General features: G+C 42.3%; 11 protein-coding genes and 3 pseudogenes. 5 read left to right on the plus strand and 9 right to left on the minus strand.

Annotation, left to right across the window (positions count from 1 at the left end):
- Positions 1–3: 3 nt before the first annotated feature.
- The 3 genes from HNW13_RS15130 to HNW13_RS15140 all read right to left on the minus strand — a co-directional run bounded on the left by HNW13_RS15130 (position 4) and on the right by HNW13_RS15140 (position 7,523).
- Positions 4–4,902 carry a PAS domain S-box protein gene (locus tag HNW13_RS15130; RefSeq protein WP_192116276.1) on the minus strand — a complete coding sequence of 1,633 codons (4,899 nt, stop codon included), beginning with the start codon at positions 4,900–4,902 and terminating at the stop codon, positions 4–6.
- An 822-nt stretch (positions 4,903–5,724) separates the two neighbouring features.
- Positions 5,725–6,867, minus strand: a complete 1,143-nt coding sequence (locus tag HNW13_RS15135) for an L-dopachrome tautomerase-related protein (protein ID WP_192116275.1) — start codon at positions 6,865–6,867, stop codon at positions 5,725–5,727.
- An 11-nt stretch (positions 6,868–6,878) separates the two neighbouring features.
- Positions 6,879–7,523, minus strand: a complete 645-nt coding sequence (locus HNW13_RS15140; protein ID WP_192116274.1) for a peroxiredoxin-like family protein — start codon at positions 7,521–7,523, stop codon at positions 6,879–6,881.
- Positions 7,524–7,650: 127 nt separating this feature from the next.
- Here HNW13_RS15140 and HNW13_RS15145 point away from each other — a divergent pair, with 127 nt between their 5' ends.
- Positions 7,651–8,217 carry a TetR/AcrR family transcriptional regulator gene (locus HNW13_RS15145; RefSeq protein ID WP_192116273.1) on the plus strand — a complete coding sequence of 189 codons (567 nt, stop codon included), beginning with the start codon at positions 7,651–7,653 and terminating at the stop codon, positions 8,215–8,217.
- Positions 8,218–8,857: 640 nt separating this feature from the next.
- Here the strand turns inward: HNW13_RS15145 and HNW13_RS15150 are convergent.
- The gene (locus HNW13_RS15150) at positions 8,858–11,326 is read right to left on the minus strand and encodes a S9 family peptidase (protein WP_192116272.1); all 2,469 of its coding nucleotides are present in this window, start codon (positions 11,324–11,326) and stop codon (positions 8,858–8,860) included.
- A gap of 170 nt (positions 11,327–11,496) precedes the next feature.
- Positions 11,497–12,183, minus strand: a complete 687-nt coding sequence (locus HNW13_RS15155) for a hypothetical protein (RefSeq protein ID WP_192116271.1) — start codon at positions 12,181–12,183, stop codon at positions 11,497–11,499.
- A 237-nt stretch (positions 12,184–12,420) separates the two neighbouring features.
- On the opposite strand from HNW13_RS15155, the pseudogene HNW13_RS15160 reads away from it, so the two are divergent.
- Positions 12,421–13,830 (plus strand): annotated as a pseudogene (locus HNW13_RS15160) (MBL fold metallo-hydrolase).
- A gap of 48 nt (positions 13,831–13,878) precedes the next feature.
- On the opposite strand, the gene HNW13_RS15165 reads toward HNW13_RS15160, so the two are convergent.
- Positions 13,879–15,960 (minus strand): TonB-dependent receptor, encoded by a 2,082-nt coding sequence (locus HNW13_RS15165; protein ID WP_192116270.1) that lies wholly within the window; start codon positions 15,958–15,960, stop codon positions 13,879–13,881.
- Positions 15,961–16,035: 75 nt separating this feature from the next.
- Here HNW13_RS15165 and HNW13_RS15170 point away from each other — a divergent pair, with 75 nt between their 5' ends.
- Both HNW13_RS15170 and HNW13_RS15175 read left to right on the plus strand, forming a co-directional pair.
- Entirely contained in the window at positions 16,036–16,425 is a 390-nt protein-coding gene (locus tag HNW13_RS15170; protein WP_124731663.1) for a Cd(II)/Pb(II)-responsive transcriptional regulator, read from the plus strand.
- A gap of 512 nt (positions 16,426–16,937) precedes the next feature.
- Positions 16,938–17,969, plus strand: coding sequence for an IS630 family transposase (locus HNW13_RS15175; protein WP_124013279.1), 1,032 nt, complete (start codon positions 16,938–16,940; stop codon positions 17,967–17,969).
- 2 nt (positions 17,970–17,971) lie between these two features.
- Here HNW13_RS15175 and HNW13_RS15180 read toward each other — a convergent pair.
- The 3 genes and pseudogenes from HNW13_RS15180 to HNW13_RS23530 all read right to left on the minus strand — a co-directional run.
- A pseudogene (locus tag HNW13_RS15180) lies at positions 17,972–19,124 on the minus strand (IS3 family transposase).
- Positions 19,125–19,450: 326 nt separating this feature from the next.
- Positions 19,451–19,603 (minus strand): hypothetical protein, encoded by a 153-nt coding sequence (locus HNW13_RS23525; RefSeq protein WP_243756307.1) that lies wholly within the window; start codon positions 19,601–19,603, stop codon positions 19,451–19,453.
- Positions 19,604–19,669: 66 nt separating this feature from the next.
- A pseudogene (locus tag HNW13_RS23530) lies at positions 19,670–19,798 on the minus strand (mobile mystery protein B); the annotation flags it as partial.
- On the opposite strand from HNW13_RS23530, the gene HNW13_RS15190 reads away from it, so the two are divergent.
- Positions 19,797–20,936, plus strand: a complete 1,140-nt coding sequence (locus HNW13_RS15190) for a bifunctional diguanylate cyclase/phosphodiesterase (RefSeq protein WP_192116268.1) — start codon at positions 19,797–19,799, stop codon at positions 20,934–20,936. The pseudogene HNW13_RS23530 and the gene HNW13_RS15190 sit on opposite strands and share 2 nt — an antisense overlap.
- The last annotated feature ends 417 nt before the right edge of the window (positions 20,937–21,353 follow it).

Genomic DNA, 21,353 nt, shown 5'->3' on the forward strand with positions numbered 1-21,353 from the left:
GCATCACTCCTTAATTATCGATTTTAATGTATCGACAGCATCCAAGAACTCAAGTTGGCTCACTTGGTTTTTTAATCTTAACCACTGTTTATCTGGCACCACGTTGCTTAACAGGCGCTCAAGGTACTCAATGGCATCTAAATTTTGATCAACCAATAATTCCATTAATCGATCGGTTTTATCCGCGTCTATGCTTTGTATCGGCAATACAGCGCTATTATCAAGTGTGCGATTGGTTAATACAGCACTTTCATCTGGAAATAGAGTATCTAACATATGCAGGCTATCATTTATCTGGCCTTGCATTTGGCTTAAACAAGCATCTGAATCAACATTAACAGCATTTTTTATATTGTGCTCTAGTGTGGCAGCAAAAGCTGCCAGCCGCTTAGCACCAATATTGCTCGAAGTGCCTTTAATTGTATGGGCAATACTACTGATAGCATTGTCATCTTCGAGTGCAAACGCTTGCGTAAGTAATGATAATTGCTCTGACATTTCTGATGCAAAATGATGTTTCACATCAATGAAAAAGGCAAGTTCACCACCAAAACGACGTAAAATAGAATCAGGATTTTCGATAATCGCATCATCGTCGCCATCATTACGCACCTCAGGTAACGCAACAGGCGGATTATTAACAGTTGAATGATAATAAGCACTATTATCTTGGCCTAGCAGGTTAAGTATACAAGGTAACAAAAGTGTCATGTCTATCGGTTTACCGATATGATCATTCATCCCCGCTTCTAGGCATAATGTTTTATCGGCAAGCGATGCGTTAGCCGTCATCGCTAAAATAGGTACATCATTAAATCGGCCATCGGCACGAATAATACGTGTTGCTTCAAGTCCATCCATTACCGGCATTTGCATGTCCATAATAACAATATCAAATTGATTATTTGACTTAGTGACCCAATCAACACCCTCAATACCGTCTTTAGCCAATGTAACAATCGCACCTTGTAGACGTAATAATTCATCAATAACTTGGCGATTAAGCTGATTATCCTCAACCACCAGAACCCTGGCACCTTTTAATGCTAAATTAGTTATTTTTCTAGATTGTATTGGCTGTTCTAAGCCATGAATAGCTCGGTAAACCGACTCGAGCATCAAGTTCGCCGTCACAGGTTTGGTCAACATACTCACAAAAGGCTGTTGGCGATATTGTTTAGTTTGTTCCATCACCTCTGCACCATACGCGGTCAGCATAATAATGGCCGGAGCTTTACCTGCCGGAAACATCGCTTGAATATGATTGGCGGTTTCTAAGCCATTCTTATCAGGCATGCGCCAATCCATAATAATCACATCATAATGATTGCTAGCATTTAAGCTTTGATCAATAAGATTGATAGCCTGCTTGCCGTTATGAGCCTCATTAACATAAGCACCATGGACCATTAAGGTTTTGGATAAAATTTTACGGCTCATCTTACTGTCATCAACAATCAGAATATTCTTACCCTGTAAGTCGATATCTAAATCGTTATTCTTTATTTCAACAATATTAAACGTCAAATCAAACCAAAAGCGACTGCCCTTGCCAACATGACTCGATAACGTTAATTCACCGCCCATTAACTCAACTAAACGTTTAGTGATTGCTAATCCCAATCCTGTACCGCCGAATCGTCTTGACGTAGAAGACTCTGCTTGGACAAAACCTTGGAAAATTTTACTTCCTTGTTCAGGACTGATTCCGATACCCGTATCGGTAATCGAAATGGTTAAATTCGCTTGGTTAGCAATACATTCATTGCAGTGTACACTGACAATAACATGACCTTCTGAGGTAAATTTAATCGCATTACCCGCAAGGTTTAACAACACTTGGCGCAAACGAAGTTCATCACCTTCAATAAGGTATGGAATGGCAGGATCTAAATCAAAAATAACTTCTAAATTTTTACTGTGTACATTGGTTGCTAGCATCACCGCTAGCTCACGCATTAACGTTTCCAGTTGAAACGGATGCAAATCAAGTTCTAACTTACCAGCATCAATTTTAGAAAAGTCTAAAATATCATTTAACAGCCCTAATAATGACTTCGCAGCTATTTCAGCCTTAGAAACATAATCAGCTTGCTGACGACTCATATCAGAATGTTGAATAAGTTGTAGCATGCCTAATACAGCATTCATTGGAGTACGGATTTCATGACTCATATTCGCTAAAAATTGAGATTTAGCTGCACTGGCTGCATCTGAAGCTTGTTTCGCTAACCGCAAGGTTTGCTCTAACTCGCGTTGCTCAGTAATGTCGCGGTTAATCCCGACCACACGCACCGGTTTACCTGATTTATCGTAACTAATATGGGCACCAGCATGAATATAGCGGATCTGATTCGTACTGGTAATGATCCTAAAAGTAGGATCGTAAGGAAGGTTTAAGTCAATGGCTTGTTTTAAAGCAAGTTCAGCCATAGCAAGATCATCTGGATGGACCCGTTTTTGCCAATGTTGGTAACTTAATTCCTCTTCCGTAAGCGCTAATGGATAATCGTACATGGCAAACATACGATCGTTCCATTGCAAACGATTAGTGTGAAAATCTAAATTCCAAATGCCTAACTCAGCCACCTCAGCCGCTTTAGACAGTTGGTTACTGGCTGATACTAGTTCTTCTTGTTGTTGAAGCATCACATCAATATTAACCGCTACCCCTAAATACCCAATTATCTCTCCATTTTGATCGCGCATAGCGGATACCGACAACGACACTTGGCATTGAGAGAAATCTTTGCGGACATACGTCCAAGTACGCGTTTCAGGCCCTTGTACTCTTGGTTTATACACAAACACGTCAAAAGCAATAATATCTTCGCCAAATTCTTTGGTTAACTGTTTACTGCGTTCACGGATCTCTGAAGGTAAATGCCATATTGCAGGGCTTTGCTTACCCACTATCTCTTCAGCTTGATAGCCAAGTAATAACTCGGCACCGCGATTAAAAATATTAATAATACCGTTATTATCGGTGGAAATAATGGCTATTTCTGATGCAGCTGCAAGCACATTGGTAAGTAAGGAAGCCAGTTCATTCTTTTCAAGCTGGGTATTCTTACGTTCAGTAATATCAATTCGCAGTGCAAAGCAGCGTTCAAGGTTATCGTCCGCATCCATCACAGGCGCAATGACCGTATCAAACCACTTAACATTACCCTGACTATCATGGTTACACACTTCATCATGCCATGTTTTACCAGCATTAATGGTTTGCCACATATTGGCCCAAAAGGCATCATCATGCTGGTTAGATTTCAAAATTGAATGCTTCTGACCGATCATTTGTTCACGAGTAAATCCAGATGCTAAACAGAAATAATCATTTACCCCCAAGATAACGCCGTCTTTATCCGTTTCAGAATAAAGCAGCTGCTGGTTAATATTATCAAGTAAGGTTTTATTTTCTGACAGTGCTTGCTGTAACGCCTGAGTCCGCTCGGTAACTTTACGTTCAAGGTTGGCGTTAATATTTAAAATTTGCTTTTCAGCATTCAGCTGTACCGTAATATCTCGAATAGTCTGGCTAACGCCGATTATTTTGCCAAATTCATTATAAATAGCCAATGAGGTCATCGACGTCGACAGTAGTGCATTGTCTTTTCGTTTATGTTGGCTAACAAAGTTTAATAACGATTTACCGCTAAGGACCTGATTAAACTTTTCAGCTTCTGCATCATATCCATCGTTAGGAACAATGAACGTTGTTTTCTTGAGCCCAATAACCTCATGTTTTTCATAACCAAAAATCGTTACTGCGCCATCATTCCAACTGGTAATAACACCATCACAGTCAAAACTAATAATCGCATCAAGCGAATGTTCTAAAATATTGGCACGTCTTTCATTATCTTCCAAAATTAGGCGCTTACGACCTAATGCGTAGCCGTAAAAACCAATAAGCCCGCCCAATAACAAACTAACAATCGCACCATAACTAAACATAATATTAGGTGAACTTAAGTGTAAACCACTGACAAACTCGGGATAAGCTACTAACGATACATGCCATTTACGCCCAAATATTTCGCGATATAATGTAACTGAATAATCCGATAACGGATTTACATCATCTACATGGGTTTCATAAAACACGACATTATTTTCAATATCAGTCACATCATTGATCAATAATTTTGTAGTCTGACGGGATAAACTGATCTTATCAAACACTTCATTGGCAACTAATGGCGCATAACTCCAGCCAAAAGCTTGTTGCTCCCTTAATGCTTCGGTTGATGGGGTAAAACCAGTACGGTAAATGGGCATTAAAATGAGAAAGGCTTGTAACGGATTACCTGTTGCTTGCACTAACGTGATCGGCCCCGTTAAGCGCACTTCACCAGTTAAATACGCTTGTTGTGCGGCGTTTTTGCGGTTTTGCTCAGAGGATATATCCAAACCGACAGCAGCAAGATTACGCTCAATGGGTTCAATATAGTCAATCAAATACCGTTCATCATCATGAGGATTAAGCTGACGCACACTGTAATCTGGCCAATCATCAAGTTTAGCTTTGGCAACAAAATCTGCTTCATCGGCTACAGGAACACGTCGGATATAACCAAACCCACGAGCGCCAGGAAATTCACTCTCAATATCACGCGTTAAGCTATATTTTCTAAAAATTTCGCGGGTTATTTTGTCTTCACCGATAGTGGAAACGGCACCTCGAGCACCTCGTAAACCATATTGATATAAAACGATACGATCAATAATATTGTTAGCAACTTGTTCAGATACCGTTTCGAGAGATTGAGTAATGATGGTGTTATTTTGATTCTTAACACTTAAAGCAGTAACAAAACTAATGACTAAGCCAAAAGCAAATACTCCAATACCCAATTTAAGCGCATTTTTATAACTAGATAGTCTGGTCATTTTTATCATTAGTTAAGTGTCATAGGCATTAACTTTGGACGACAAAATAGTTTTTTACAAGCTAGACACTGAAAAATATAGTGTTTCTAAAATTTATTACTAATCTAGACCGCTACGCGGATAGTGCGCTGCGCTTCTAGGACGGACTACGTCCTACTAGGGACAGCTGCGCTGTTAAGCTTAGATGCTAGATTCTAGATTCTAGAGCGCTGCGCTTCTAGGGCGGACTGCGTCCTGCTAGGGACAGGTGAGCTGTTAAGATTAGATCCTAGATCCTAGATCCTAGATTCTAGAGCGCTGCGCTTCTAGGGCGGACTGCGTCCTGCTAGGGACCGCTGCGCTGTTAAGATGTTATAGAACCGAGTCAGCTAGAATCTAGTCGTCTAGGCTTTGCTTTTATAGCATCTAGCAGCGTAGCGATCTCGTCATCTAGGTTTTTGCTTTTATAGCATCTAGCAGCGAAACATTCTAGTCGTCTAGGTTTTTGCTTTTATAGCATCTAGCAGCGTAGCGCTCTAGTCATCTAGGCTTTTGCTTTTATAGCATCTAGCAGCGTAGCGCTCTAGTCATCTAGGTTTTTGCTTTTATAGCATCTAGCAGCGAAGCATTCTAGTCGTCTAGGTTTTTGCTTTTATAGCATCTAGCAGCGAAGCGCTCTAGTCATCTAGGTTTTTGCTTTTATAGCATCTAGCAGCGTAGCGCTCTAGTCTAAGCTTTTGATTTTATAGCATCTAGCAGCGAAGCGCTCTAGTCGTCTAGGTTTTTTGCTTTTATAGTATCTAGCAGCGAAGCGCTCTAGTCATCTAGGTTCTTGCTTCAAATTATCAAACTCTAACGCCCAACTGTCGTTTCGGTTAATGCGTCAAACTGAATGATATAATAGCGACCATCACTTTTGTCTTGCTGGTTATTGACCGCTGGAGACTGATGTAACTTATTCACCGTAACTAACAACTTACCATCAGCCGTAGTAGAAAAGCCGTCAGACCAACTGAACTTGTCATCATCTTGATACAAAATATGATATTGACGATCTGTGTCGATATAACCGACAGCATTATGGCTTATGTCAGTAACATAAATGTTGCCGCCATTATCAATGGTGATGCCATCGCTAATCGGTTTATTGGCATAAAACTCCACTTTGCTGCGTAACATATTGGCCGATAATTTAGCATCCAGTAGATATTGAGTGTGCACCCGATATAACTTCTCACCACTCAATGCACCAAAATAAACCCACTCGTTGTTCAGATCTACGGTCAGAGAATCAACCCCTATACGAATAGGCTGGCCACCGATAGATAAAGTATTGCCATTAATCACCGTATCAACATCTTCGGGACGGGTATAAACGCTGCCATCTAATACTCGTCTTGCTGTGCCACTCGTTAAATCAACCACAATTAATGCCGCATTACTGCCACCAGCAGGATCGGTGATATAAACCGTTTCGTGCTTTCTATCGACCGCAAGATCATTTAAAAATGAATTACTGGGCAATACTGACGCAGTTAAAGATATTGTTTTGTATAGGCTGTTTTGTTGAGTATCCCAACCGATAAGTCGCCCGACACCATCAGCGGAAGCGGTTTCAAGCATCCATAAAATACCCTGTTCATCAATTACCACGCCCAAAACAGGATTAAGATTTTGATTAAATTCCGTATTGGGATAATCAACGATAGAGCCATCTTTTTTAAGCTCCACAATTCTCGAATCAACACCGTAAAAGTGATGATTACTCATGAACACTCGCCCTGTAGACGACACGGCCACATTACCAGGAGGATGCTGGCTATCTAGCTCGCGAAACACCGAATAATCAGCGGCAAACACTGGGCTGGTTAATAGGCTACTCAGTAAAACCAAAGACGCAATCACTCGCGCTTTAGATAACAACACTATTTTAGGTAATACGTTCATTCTAGATGCCATCACGGTTTTAGATTCAAATAAGCTTTTAAACATCATAAATCAGATCCCTACAGTGCTTTTAATGAGCTAATGATATCTTCAGGATCAAGACGGTAAGTATAATCAGCATCAACAAATGCTTTCACAATGGTGCCATCTTTGGCTACTACGAATGTCGCAGCAAGCGGAAAATCAAACTGTTCAGCACCATTATGTTTCTCAACTTCGACACCAAATTTCTTATAAAGATCACGAATTGAATCAGGTAACGTAAACACCAGTCCAAGCGCTTTGGCATACTCGACATTCACATCTAACAATACATCAAACTCAAGCTCATTTTTCTCTGCCGTTGAAAGTGACATATCAGGTAACTCAGGCGTAATAGCCACCAGTGTTGCCCCTAACTGTTTAAATTCAGCAAGATGCTGCTGATAGGCACGCAAGGCTAAATTACAATAAGGGCACCAATTGCCACGATAAAATGTCACCACAACCGGTCCATTGGCTAACAAATCGGTTAAATGACGGGTAACGCCCAATGCATTGGTTAACGAAAATGCAGCCAGTTTATCGCCAGCCTTAGGCGCATTATCAATAATGCCGGATAACTTCAGATTTAAGGTCGCATCCGACATGATCGCCAATACCTCTGCAGGTAAGTTGGCTGCAGAGGCATCTCGTTTTTCAGTCAGTTGAGTGGATAATGACATAATGGCTTCTCAGATTATCTTGAATTTTCATTCAAGATAATCAAATCATGTCAACAACGCAAGCAGTTTTTGAACAATCATTCAAGTAGTGGTATTATAGCGTCAGTAACGATTGAGGATCGATGTCATGGCAAAGAAAAATTTTGAACGAGCGGACGTATTAGATAAGGTCATCACCCTATTTTGGCAAAATGGTTATGCCGCATCGAGCATTCAGCAAATCACTAAAGCCACCGGATTAAAACCGGGTAGCTTATATTATGAATTCGATAGCAAAGAAGGCTTATTCCAAGCAGCCTTAGCACGCTACGCCACCTTTTCGATTGAGGCGATTCACCAACTGATGCAACAAGCTGACGATGTCAAAGCAGGTATTAGACAGATCCTCGACAACATTGTCGAGCAGTCAAAGTCTTGTGATTACTGTGGCTGCTTCTTAATCAAAACCCAACTTGAACTCGCCTCTCAAGGCAACGAGCTATACAAATTTGCCTCATCACAATTAACTGAGATTGAGCATGTATATCAACATTACCTAAGCCAATTATTTGAGCCTGAAACCGCTAAAGCCTATGCAGCTCAACTGATGACCGTCACATTTGGGATCCGCATCTACGGCTATCAATCAGAATCAGCAGCTACCCAAACCAACACAATCAACGCGCTACTGCCATGGTTAAAGGAAGAGTGTTAAGCCTGTGCATTACCCAGTATATTGAGAGCTCCCCCCTGCTATCACGGGACTGAATGTGGACAGTTTAACCACATTGTTATTAATGATAACAACGGTATCTTAGTGCAACAGTTTACCTATGTAAGTGGTCGCTCAACGTCAAACTTTCCAATGACCACATTATTTTGATTAGGCCATTTTGCGCACGTTGCCCACTCGTAAAAAAACAGCCTCGCAATGCGAGGCTGTTTAACCTTAAGTAACCTCAACTCGGGTTAAGAGGTGGGGTATGTAAGGCAAAATGACAATATTCGGCCTATTTAATATCAAACTTGTCATTTGTTTTGCTAGCAAGGCGCATAGACGCATCAATAACTAACCTGAACTCGGGATAAGGAATGAACTTAGCTATTTAAAATCAGCATGTTAACCAAGCTCACTTTCAAGCTTGTCATTTGTTATGCTAGCAAGGCGAATTGACGCGTCAATAGCTAGCCTATAGTAAGTCGATTCAACACAGTTAGCAGGACAAAGGGCTGTTTGAAACGCGTTTATTATCCCGAGCTCAGGTTAACTAGCCTATTGCAAGTCAATGCAACACGGTTAGCGAGACAAATGGCTGTTTGATAACCGCTTATTATCCCGAGTTGAGGTTAAGTCACTACTGTTTTTTTGTCTCAGGGTAGATACTGTTCCACCACTGTGGTTCATCTTTTAACTTCATATCAAACCATGCCATAGTGGTATTCCACCAATCAAAGCGGGCTTGGCGGCTATTGATGTGATGGTCTTGGTCGTTAAACTCAACCAACTCAACTTCTTTGCCTAATAGTTTAAGCGCGGTGTACATGTAATGGCTTTCACCTACAGGTACGTTGGTGTCAGCATTACCGTGAATAAGTAATAACGGCGTGGTAATTTTGTCTGCATGGTATAGCGGGCTTTGCTCTACATAGAGCTCTGGATTATTCCACGGAAAACTGCCGCGACTGGCCACGCCAGAATAACCATAACCCCACCAGCCATGGCCCCAGTAAGACGACAAATTACTGATCCCCGCATGCGACATTGACGCCGCAAATATATCGGTTTTTGTCGCCAAATACATAGTCATAAAGCCACCATAAGATGCGCCCATATTGCCCACGCGTTTAGCATCAACCGACGGGTACGCATTTAAGAAAGCTTTAGTGCCCTCGATAATATCGTCAGCGCTGTACTTGCCCCAGGCATTCACATGACGGCCACTAAAAGCTTGGCCATATCCGGTTGCACCGTTTGGTTGCACAACATACACAACATATCCCTGGGCTGCCCATAAATTAAATGGCCAACGCCCGGTAAAATGACGCCCTACAGGTGAGGTGCCGCCATAGTAATACACTAATGCGGGGTACTTTTTACGGGCATCAAAATCGGCAGGTAAATAAACACGGCCATCAATGTTATGTCCATGAGTATTAGTAAAATCAAAATCTTCAATTTTACCTAAACGCGTGTTGGCATAGCTAAGTTGTTGACTATCAAACAGCAACTGTTTGCGGCTTGAATTAACCGCCATTTTATAGGCTTTTTGCGGCGCAGTGGCTGAGGTACCTGCAAATACTAATGTTGGTGTAGATTGCTCAATGGCAACACTAAAGCCGTCTATCATATCCACACCGGTGTCTATTCGATTAAAGCGTGTTTTGCTTTTATCAAATAAATACAAAGGTGCACGGTCGCCTTCGGTTACCGTCACAATTAAATCATCATTTTCAAGCTTGGTGATGCTGCCTATGGAAGGATCAAACGCTTTACTGAGTGCACTGACATTGCCTTTAGCATCACGCCAATATAACTGACCATCATAATCGTTCACTTCAATATTAGGATCTTGTATTCCTATGCCGTCCATAAAACGCGGCCCAGCGGTAATGTACATGCCGTCATCAGCATATAGTGCACTATTAAAACTGCGATACTCACCAATAATGGTTTCGCTTAAATCAGCTAACGTCAGCTCAATAAGCTGTGTTACACCATGGGCGGGCTGTGCATAATCCACAGGCGAGCGCGTTAACAATAGTTTGCCTTTATCTGCATTACTGTCTAGCAAAGAACTGCTGACGTTGTTGTCTGTAAGTTGACGAATAAAGCCCGAAGCAACATCTACTTGATAGAGTTGACTGTTATTACGCCAATAACTCCAGCGGTCTTCTAATGCTTGAAAACGTTTTGATGTCGCTTTCTCATCGGCTTTAAAAGGCTTTTCCCAGCTAAATAACACAGTGTTACCTAACCACTGTAAACCAGACACATTGTCCATATCAGTCGCGACAACGTTAATGCTCAAATCAGTAACAGTGAATAATTGAATTTGTTTGTTAGCCACAAAGACGAGTTGTGAAGAGTCGCTTGACCAAACCGCACTGCTTGGGCGGTTATCTTGCCAGCGGTATATCACGCTGTTGTCCGATAATTTACGTAACTCGGTCATTTGAATTGGCGTATCGCCTTGGCTAGCCTGGTATTCAATGGTTGATTGCAGTAGATATTTACCATTAGGTGACAGGGTTAAGCCACTGATCACTTTGGCATCAAATAACTGCTGGGCAGATACTCGCTGTGTTTTTTGTGCTGTAAAGTCGAGATTATCAACTTCACTTTTGCCCTGCCAATCGAGGCTAAAAGACACGTCTTTTTGTAAGCCATCGGCAAGCAACATGAGTTGATAATCACCGTTAGCGAGTTCAAGCTCGACCTTGTCTGCTGATTTCACTAACTGGCCATTAAGATACACCTGCGGATTATCGAGCCCTTTAACGGTTAATGTACCTTGGGTAAATCGCTGTGTAGAAACCGGTAAACGATAAGCTAACCACCCCTCTCCTTCGGCTTTCGATGTACCGGCTTGCCAGGAAAGCGCTTGATTAAATACCCTCACCTTACTGGCCTTATTGGCTTGACTGAGCTTTGCCACTACATTGGCACGCAAGGCATCTGCCTGAGCACTTTTAGATAACGCCGTGGCAGAGGCTTGTGTCACAGGGCCAATGCGCTCAATGTATTTGGCGTCAATTCCCACCCCGTGAGCAATGCCCGAAATGGCCATCGCTAAACTGGTCAATACCAGAGAAAAAGCTTTCATTACATGTCCTTATATTTTTAATAAACCCGTGCGTAATAAACCAGCGTGTAATAAACCCGTTTTTAATACACCCATTATTGGTAATAGGTCACTTAGTCAGTTGTTCTTAATAAATAGTGCTTCGTTAGTTGTTCTTAGTTGGTTGTTTCTTCTTATTCGAGTCACTATGCCTATTTTCTGTAATCGCTGAGGTAAACCAGGTTTGTGGTGTCTACCGGGCCTTGTTCAAAATCCAAATCTTGTAACCAGGTATCGATAAACACATCGTTAGCAAAAAAGTGGCTACGGCGCCCTTTTGCATTTCGAGGGAATTGTCCCATAAAGGCGCTAAATTCAATAAACTGATTGGGCATTAACAACATTCCATCTTTATGACATTGTTGATCTAAGTGCCAGGCAACTTCGTTTAAATGCCCTTGTACGCTACGATCACCTCGCAGATGAAATGCACAGGTAGTAAATTTATCGTGATATCGTGCGATGGCTAAGTCAGCCTCAACACTATCCACGCCTTTTTTATTGGCTAAAAACATAAAATTAGACACCATCATTTTCTCAAACATATTGAGAAAATCAATTTCATCACCCTTTTTTGTCGCCAAAAATGTCAAGCAATAGCGGCTAACATAATCCATCACTAATAAGTATTTTTTGCGCTTAACGGTGACACAATGCACCACCCAATGCCATTGAATGCCATCGTGCTCATGCGGTTCAACATCTAAAGGGAAAACAGGCGCCACGACTGACTCAGCAATGGTTTTATGCGGTGCAGCCTCTAAACAAGACAACACTTCGCCTTTGCGAGTGACACTAAAAAACTCTGCAGCCGCTTTGGTACAGTTAAACACTAACATCAGCAATCCATCGAACATAAGCCAGAAATTGAACTGATTATATCAACAACAGGATATTAACGACCACTACACAAGGTTAATTAACGCCAAATATCATGCTTAGTTTGTAAGCGCTTATTATCAGTAGCATTGCTCGTGAGCACCCGCCCCGTTTGCCATCGCATGATAATGGTTATCTCGCAAAATACTGTATCCACTGCTAAGTTAACGAGGTACTCATTCAATTCAAGGATTAACATGCAGATCATTCACCATGGCGCGGTTAATGGAGTAACGGGGTCTTGCCATCAGCTCGACATTAACCCACAACACCCAAGCAGTTACCTTATCGATTGTGGCTTATTTCAAGGGGCTGAAACCGCAGGTCAAAACTCAGCGGATCAATTGCAAATAGACTTCACTATCGACAATATCAAAGCGTTAATCGTCACTCATTGTCATATCGATCATGTTGGCCGAATTTCCTATCTACTCGCAGCAGGCTTTAATCAACCCATTTACGCCACTACGGCAACCGCGTCGTTATTGCCATTAGTGATTGAAGATGCATTAAAAGTGGGCGTGACTCGCGATAAAAAGCTGATTCAAGCGTGTTTAAATCAGCTCAACAAACTCATTGTGCCGATAGATTACAACCAATGGATTTCACTGCCTGTTAATCTGAGTTCCAATGCGACTCAGCCTGTTAATCAAATTAAACTCAAATTTAAACCTGCGGGGCATATTCTTGGTTCAGCCTATGTCGAGCTTGACCTAAAAGGGCCGAATAACAAACATCGAGTGGTATTTTCAGGTGACTTAGGCGCAACCTATGCACCTTTAATTCCCAGCCCTAAAAGCCCTTACCGAGCAGATACCTTAGTCATTGAATCAACCTACGGCGATAAAAACCATCAAGGCCGCAAAGATCGCAGCAAACAGCTTAGGGGGATTATTGAAAAAGCGGTACAGGACAATGGCGTGGTATTAATCCCTGCATTTAGTATCGGACGTACACAAGAGTTGCTCTACGAGTTTGAACACATCATTTATCGTAATCAACACAACCCCATGTGGCAAAATATCGACATTATTGTCGACTCCCCCATGGCAGCAAACTTCACCCAAAAATACAGGTAATTTAAGAACCTGTGGGACAAAGAGGCTAAGCGAAAACTTAAACAAGGCCGTCATCCGTTAGATTTTGAACAACTCACCACCATCGACAGCCATCAAGATCACTTGGCGGTGATCAACTATTTAGATTCGGTCAATAAGCCCGCAATCATCATTGCCGCATCGGGCATGTGCACGGGAGGCCGAATTAGCAACTACCTTAGCCGCTTTTTACCCAAAACCACTACCGACGTATTATTTGTCGGCTACCAAGCTAAAGGCACCACAGGTCGAGACATACAAGAATACGGACCTCAAGGCGGATACGTGTATATCAACGAACAAAAGATTGATATTAACGCCACTATTCACACCATCAGTGGTTACTCCGCTCACGCAGACCAACACAACCTCATCAATTTTGTTAAACGCATGCACCACAAACCTAAACATATTCGTATTGTTCATGGCGATGATGAGGCTAAACAAGCGTTGGCCTCAGCATATCAAGCATTGTTACCCATGGCAGAGATTGAGATCGGTAAAGCCTAACAACACCAAACGGCAATCAAAAACAGTTCACCGGTGTGAGATGACAAGTTAATGACCAAATTTAACTCTGACACCTGCGTTAGCAATAAACCCATCATTACGTGACCAGATATCAGTAGTCCATTGGCCGCTAGGCGATCTATTAGGCAGTAACATAGGATGTTCATCGGTTTGTTTTACATCGAGTAAGTTTTCTAAGTTAATAAACCAACTGACTCTGCCAACAGTAATTTCGCCCATTAAACCAAGATGCCAATAAGGATTGGTTTCATCAATATAAGGGTTATCGTTAACGTTTTGAGTGCCGGTATAATAAGCTTCAAAGCCCGCTCTAAAATTGCTATGTTGCTCCCACATAGCGACAAAACCACCAGAGTGACGTGGTGTTAAGGCAATGGCTCTTCTGCCGTCCCCGTCGGGTGACACTTCAGTTGCATCTAGATACAAGTAACTTGCGGTCAACTTAACATCGCCTAAATAGTAACGCAGCAACACTTCAGAACCACGGATCTGACTTTCGCCGGGTGCATTAACCAACCTAACAGCGTCTAAGGAACCATCGTTATTGGCAGAGAAAGCCTCTAAACCCGTGACGTTATCCACATTCGAGCCAAACAAGGTCAAACTCGTTTCCACATCATCAAAGGTATAACTCACATCAAGCGAAGCCGTTTTCGCGCGCTCTTCTTGTAAGTTGTCAATCGGCGCCAACCTTGATAATCCTGCAGCCTCAATCTCTTCAACAAACGGTGTAGGAGCAAAGTACCCTTCCCCATAAGAGCCTCTTATGGTTAAGTCACTTGGGCGATAAAGCACCGACACTCTTGGGCTAAATTGAGTACCATATTCACTGTGATCATCAATGCGCGCACTGTAAGAAGTGGTGATTTGGTCTGTCAGCTCATAATCAAGTTGAGCAAATGCACCCGGCACTTTATAAGAATAATCAAACTCAGGAAAAGTCTCAGAGGCAAAAATTTCAGACTGATAGGCTAAACCAACAACCCAATCACTGTTATCGGTATAACCTGCGATGCTATTTTCAAGTAAATAACTCTCGTGTTGGTCTTCTTCTATATCGGCACCATAAACATGCACATGATCTTGTACCATCGCCGATGCGCGAGTATTAAACGTCAGAGTCTCCAGTAACGGCATACTAAACACAAGGCCGCCATCAAGCCGGTCTGAATCTTGCGATTGCTCAAACGAAGTACCATCAGCGACCGTATTATCACCTAAAGTACCGCCAGTACGCTGCTCGGTCATAAACCCGCTAGTCACATACAGTGTTTGTCCTTCTTGCCCTTCCCAAAATAATCGAGGACGTACAGTGTATCGCTCATAACCTGCCAGATCGATCCAGCCGTCATCATCTATATCTTGCTTGTCTTGATAATGAGCACCTGCCGTCACCGACCCTTTTATATTCTCGCTCAATGGCGACTCAAAATAGGTGGTCACATCCTGACCATCGCGCGTGGTTGCATTGACCAACACTTCACCGCTTAATTCATCACCAGGCGTTCGAGACACAAGGTTAATGACCCCGCCGAGTGCTGAACCACCATAAAGTGATGACGCCGAGCCTTTAATAATTTCAACGCGACTTAAATCAGTCGGCGGCACTTGCAACAAACCAATCGATCCTGCTTGATTACCGTACAACGGTAAACCATCGGCCAATAATTGGGTATAACGACCATACAAGCCTTGTAGGCGAATATTAGCACTGCCTAACGCAGGTGAAGTTGTTTGTAACCTTACCCCACCCGTTTCTGCCACTAGCATAGAAATATTACCCGGTCTCATCGCTGCTTTTTCTTCAATCTCTTCGCGGTTAATGACCTCAACTCGAATAGGTTGTTCATCGGCAATTCGCCCAGAGCGAGTGGCTTGTATGACAATGGTTTCCATTTCATCTTCGTGTTCAGGCTCGTGTTCATCGACATCCGCTTTTGGGGCATCATGCTCAGAATGTTCATGGTTTTCAGTGTGGCTCTTACTGTCATTCTCACTGTGATTTGCACTCTGTCCAGACGTATTTATCGACTCATCCACCACACTGGCTTCACTCACCCCAATAACACCTAGCGACAAAATTAATGACGCCGCGGAATAACTCAACATACAACTTCCTTTTAACAACACATTACCGAAAATGATATGCTTAAGCTTAAAGGTTACAGCCACTGGAAGGTCAATATGAAAATAAGTGAATTGGCATCAATTGCCCAGGTATCGGTTAAAACCATCCGATATTATGAGCAAATTGGTTTACTCTCTCCGCCAATCCGTACCAGTAATGGCTATCGTCATTACCAACAAAAAGACATTGAGACATTGGTGTTTATAAGACGATGCAGAGAATTAAACATAGGACTCGATGACATCAAGCGCTTGGTTGATACACAACAAGACCCAAAATCGTCGTGCGCACTAGTCGACAATATCATTGCCGAACAACTTGCCCGCATTCAACAAACCCAGCGAGAGTTGGCATTACTAGAACAATCATTAGCGGCACTCGCGAGCTGCTGTAAAAGCCATCAGATCAAAGATTGCAGTATTTTACAAACGCTGAAATCGGTTTAAGTGAATTAAAACAGCACCTTATCGATACCGCTAGCAAAGGCAATGGGGTAATCCAGTGAACATTTGCAATGAGTGTTCGCCTTTCGGGAGCTAACGATTTTCGATTTTCCAGCATGTGGAAAACTATTTTGTTAACTGAGTGGGGTCGTGAGATAACGAATTTCGATTTTCCACTATGTGGAAAACGCTATTTTGTTAACTGAGAGGGTGTCGTGGGATAACGAATTTCGATTTTCCACTATGTGGAAAACGCTATTTTGTTAACTGAGAGGGGTCGTGAGATAACGAATTTCGATTTTCCAACATGTGGAAAACGCTATTTTGTTAACTGAGTGAGGTGCTGAGATAACGAATTTCGATTTTCCACTATGTGGAAAACGCTATTTTGTTATCTGAGAGGGTTGTAATGGTCAAGTATTTCTGGAGAGATTTTAAGCCGCTTTTTTTAACTCATTATACCCGTGATCATTGAAAATGCTTGATTTTGTCCCAAATGGGATCATCATAGCCCCATGAAACAAATTACACTCTCGCCAGAACAAAAAGTAGCATTGGAAACTCGACATAAAAGCTCGAGTGATAGGCGTGAGTGTGATCGCATTAAAGCCATTTTACTACGCGATGAAAATTGGCCAACGCCAATGATTGCCCAAGCGTTACGTATTCACGAAACGACCGTAGTTCGATACATTGATGCCTATGCTCACGACCAAAAACTCACGTGTAATAGTGGCGGCTCCTTAAGTTATCTGAGTCAAGAGCAAACTGAACTATTGATTGCACACCTGTGTGAGGTGACCTACTTGCATAGCCATCAAATAGTCGCTTATATCTCAGAACAATTTCAGATTAAGTACACAGTGTCAGGCCTCAATAAATGGCTGCATAAACATCAGTTCAGCTATAAAAACCCTAAAGGGGTTCCTCACAAATTTGATGAAGACAAACAAACGGCTTTCATTGAATATTATGAGCAACTAAAATCCTCGTTAACCCCTGATGAACCGTTATTATTTATGGATGCGGTTCATCCGACCCAAGCCACAAAAATCACCGCAGGCTGGATAAAAAAAGGCGTTGATAAACCGATAGAAACGACGGGAAGCCGAACCCGTATTAACGTGGTTGGTGCAATCCGACTTGGTCACTTAACAGAAGCGGTCATTGAGCAATATAGCAAAACGGTTAACGGTGCATCCATCATCGATTTTTTAAACCAAATTAGAGCGCGTTACTCAACAAGTGGTGTTATCCATTTGGTGCTTGATGGCGCTGGATACCATCGAAATGCCTTAGTAGTTAAAGAGGCTAAAAATCTGAATATAACATTGCATTACCTGCCGCCTTATAGTCCAAATTTAAACCCAATAGAACGATTGTGGAAGGTAATGAATAAACATGCGAGGAATGGGCAATACTTCGCAACGACAAAAGAATTCCGACGAAAAATCACTGACTTTTTTAGCATCACCCTCCCCGATATTGCCGATACACTCGGTGATACAATTAATGATAACTTTCAGAAATTAAAACCTGCAGTTTGAATTCACTTGAGTATATATTTCTGATGTGGTGTTTTATAATCTATTGCCGAATGTCTGCGTTTGTAATTGTAGAACTGAATATATTGCTCAACCACGCTCACTACTGCGCTGTGATGGGTAAAAGCTAAATGGTTTAATCTTTCAGTCTTTAAACTCCTAAAAAATCGTTCCATCACCGCATTATCCCAACAATTCCCTCTACGACTCATACTTTGTTCAATGCCTAAGTGCTTTAGCTTTTCTCTGAACACGTTAGCAGAGTACTGACAACCCTGGTCTGAGTGAAACATCAACTCCTGTGTATTTGGCCTCTGACGTTGTATCGCGTTATTTAATGCCGCTGTCGCTAACGCTGCATTGGGTTGGCTTGATAAGGCATACCCAACGATTTCTTTGGTCCCTAAATCAAGTACACAGGCTAAATAACTCCACCCCTGATGTGATTTTATATAGGTAATATCACCCACCCAATGGGTATTATAAGTCGTAGGGTTAAACTGTCGTCTAAGCAAATTAGGTGCGTAAACTTGCTCCTCACCTTGATTTGGATAGTAATGCTTTTTCTTTGGCTTAATCGCTATTAATCCCAATTTTTTCATTACGCTAGCTATGGCGTAAACCCCAACCTTACAATCTAAATCTAATAAATCAGCCTGTATTCGACGTTTGCCATACGTCGAATGTGACTCAGAGAAAGCTTGCTCTATCAATTGTATCTGAGCTTGTTTTTCAACGCTTTTGGGGATCGGTTTGTAATAGAGACTACTACAACTGATCTCGAATACTCGGCATAATTCACTCATTTTAAAGCCTGGGTTTGCTTTCTTTACTTCACTTCGCGCATCATTTTAAGTTTTGATTGTCTCGAATGAAGAAAGCTGCAGCCTTTTTTAAGATATCATTATCCCTCATGGCTTGTTTTAGTTGGGCTTCTAGAAGCTGTATTCTTCGTTGTTCTTCAGTTAATGCTTTGGCATTTTCCGGTGTTTTACCGGCTAATTCAGCCTGGTACTGCACTTTCCATCTAGACACCGCAGATTTACCTGCACCTGACATATCTTCAATTTGCTTGTTCGTGTAACCCTGTTCGACCATCAGCTTGGCATATTCTAATTTTTGAAGAGGGCTGACAGTGATTTTAGTTTTTCTAATCATAATAAATACCTTTAAGATTTTGCTTATTTTAAGCTATAAATCTCTACAGTTTCATTAGACCATTACAGGTGGCATTGGATAACGAATTTCGATTTTCCACTATGTGGAAAACGCTACTTTGTTATCTGAGAGGGTGGCATTGGATAACGATTTTCGATTTTCTGCTTTGGGCTTTTTGAGGACAATCTAGCGCGGAACTCATCGTGGAGCGGGTGGTGAAGCACCTAATGAAGACTCCGAATACATTAGCGCAAACCAACCTCGTTATCGACAATATCATTTGCAATAACGAGGCGGACCATACATTTTTGTGTCTGTTGTTTAAGTTAATTGCCAAGGTTCTCTAGGTATTTAACGAACGGAGCAAAATCACCTTTGTCAGCTTCCTTAAGGCAAGAGATATAAGCTTTGCGCTCTTCGCTCACTTTCTCTAGGTTGCCCTCTGCCCAGTTAAGCGGTGGCTCTTCTAGTAAAACCATGCGAACAACATCGGTAAATATACGCGAGTGCCTGCCGTTACCATTTGGGAAAGGGTGAATCTCAACAAGCTTGTGCTGTATGCGAGCGCTGAGCTCTAGATGTGAGTAGTGTTTGAACTTTACCCAGCACTTGGCATCTTCTAGAAAGTTGTGGAGCTTGGGCCTGATTTGGAAGGGATCACAGCCATCTCGCATGAAGGAAGCCCTGCGTAATGAAGATACGCTGGCTCGTATAGGCGGGGATGAGTTTGTCGCTGTGATGGAAAATATACAAACAATGACGGATTGTGAGCCTATCTTAGAGCGACTATTGCTGGCTGCATCGGATCCTGTGGTAGTGGGGGGCGTTAGGTTGGAAGTATCTGCCAGTATTGGGGTATCTATTTATCCGCAAGATGGTGTCGATGCAGATCAACTCATACGCCATGCCGATCAAGCCATGTATGTTGCAAAGCAACAGGGAAAGAACCGCTATCGCTTGTTTGATTCTGCACATAATACGGAGATGGTTAATCAGCATAAAGAGTTGCAACGCATACGTAAGGCATTGGACAGTAATGAGTTTTTACTTTATTACCAACCTAAGGTCAATATGAAAACAGGGGAAATGATTGGCGTTGAAGCGTTAATTCGTTGGCAATGCCCCGAGCGTGGTTTAATCGGCCCTAATGAGTTTTTGCCTGTCATTGAGAAGCATGTTCTCGGTATCGCGCTAGGCGAATGGGTCATTGGCACCGCACTGAGTCAAATTAAGGCGTGGCAAACACTGGGGGTGAATATTCCCGTCAGTGTCAACATTAGCGCGATTCAATTACAGAGTGATGATTTTGCCACTCGCTTGGCTGAGTTGTTGGCCGCATTCCCCGAGGTTGCTCCTAGCGCTTTAGAATTAGAAGTCCTTGAAACGAGTGCGATAGGTGATTTGTTGCAGGTTTCTGAGACCATGCTCGCCTGTATTAAGCTGGGGGTTAATTTTGCATTAGATGATTTTGGTACGGGTTACTCTTCATTGAGTCACCTCAGGCATTTGCCCGCGAGTTTGATTAAGATAGACCAGACCTTTGTGCGAGATATGTTGATTGACTCCAATGACTTGTCGATTGTCGAGAGCGTGGTGGTATTGGCCAAGACATTTAAGCGTGACGTTATTGCCGAGGGGGTAGAAACCATCGCCCATGGCGTTGCGCTATTGCAATTAGGCTGTGAATTGGCGCAGGGGTATGGGATTGCGAGGCCGATGATGGCTAAAGATATTCCTCTATGGGCGGAAAATTGGCAGCCAGATGTTGCGTGGCGACAGTTTTGCCAGCCTAAATTAGGCTCCGCGAATTAGTCTCCGCAAATTAGTGTGGATTAGTGCAAATTATGAGATAACAATCAGGACATTTTGGACTTGATACCGTGCATAAACAGCACTGTATCAAGTAAAACCACGAGTAAATGCCCCTATACTGTCTTCGCTTCTCGGCGTAGATTGACATATTGTTGCCTGGGGCACTGACCACAACTTCCGATGACCAAAAAAGACGATTAAACAGACAGTAGACAAGTTAAATAAATAAAGGGGTTTACTCGTTTAGGGGCGTGCGACGAGAACTAGCACTAACATAAACGTGTTTGAGTTAATGCTCGTAAAGTGACGGTTTGCATTGAGAACGCATGCCAATGTGATATGTACTTACACTTTCAGTAATAGCTGAAGAAATATCGTTATTGTGCCAATTTAGGAAAACGAGATACTTTTTGAATG

Source organism: Shewanella sp. BF02_Schw (genome assembly GCF_014596695.2).
GTDB lineage: Bacteria > Pseudomonadota > Gammaproteobacteria > Enterobacterales > Shewanellaceae > Shewanella.

Coding starts and splice junctions, on each gene's coding strand:
- HNW13_RS15130 (WP_192116276.1), bottom strand. CDS start 4,902: ATGATAAAAATGACCAGACTATCTAGTTATAAAAATGCGCTTAAATTG.
- HNW13_RS15135 (WP_192116275.1), bottom strand. CDS start 6,867: ATGATGTTTAAAAGCTTATTTGAATCTAAAACCGTGATGGCATCTAGA.
- HNW13_RS15140 (WP_192116274.1), bottom strand. CDS start 7,523: ATGTCATTATCCACTCAACTGACTGAAAAACGAGATGCCTCTGCAGCC.
- HNW13_RS15145 (WP_192116273.1), top strand. CDS start 7,651: ATGGCAAAGAAAAATTTTGAACGAGCGGACGTATTAGATAAGGTCATC.
- HNW13_RS15150 (WP_192116272.1), bottom strand. CDS start 11,326: ATGAAAGCTTTTTCTCTGGTATTGACCAGTTTAGCGATGGCCATTTCG.
- HNW13_RS15155 (WP_192116271.1), bottom strand. CDS start 12,183: ATGTTAGTGTTTAACTGTACCAAAGCGGCTGCAGAGTTTTTTAGTGTC.
- HNW13_RS15165 (WP_192116270.1), bottom strand. CDS start 15,960: ATGTTGAGTTATTCCGCGGCGTCATTAATTTTGTCGCTAGGTGTTATT.
- HNW13_RS15170 (WP_124731663.1), top strand. CDS start 16,036: ATGAAAATAAGTGAATTGGCATCAATTGCCCAGGTATCGGTTAAAACC.
- HNW13_RS15175 (WP_124013279.1), top strand. CDS start 16,938: ATGAAACAAATTACACTCTCGCCAGAACAAAAAGTAGCATTGGAAACT.
- HNW13_RS23525 (WP_243756307.1), bottom strand. CDS start 19,603: ATGGTTTTACTAGAAGAGCCACCGCTTAACTGGGCAGAGGGCAACCTA.
- HNW13_RS15190 (WP_192116268.1), top strand. CDS start 19,797: ATGAAGGAAGCCCTGCGTAATGAAGATACGCTGGCTCGTATAGGCGGG.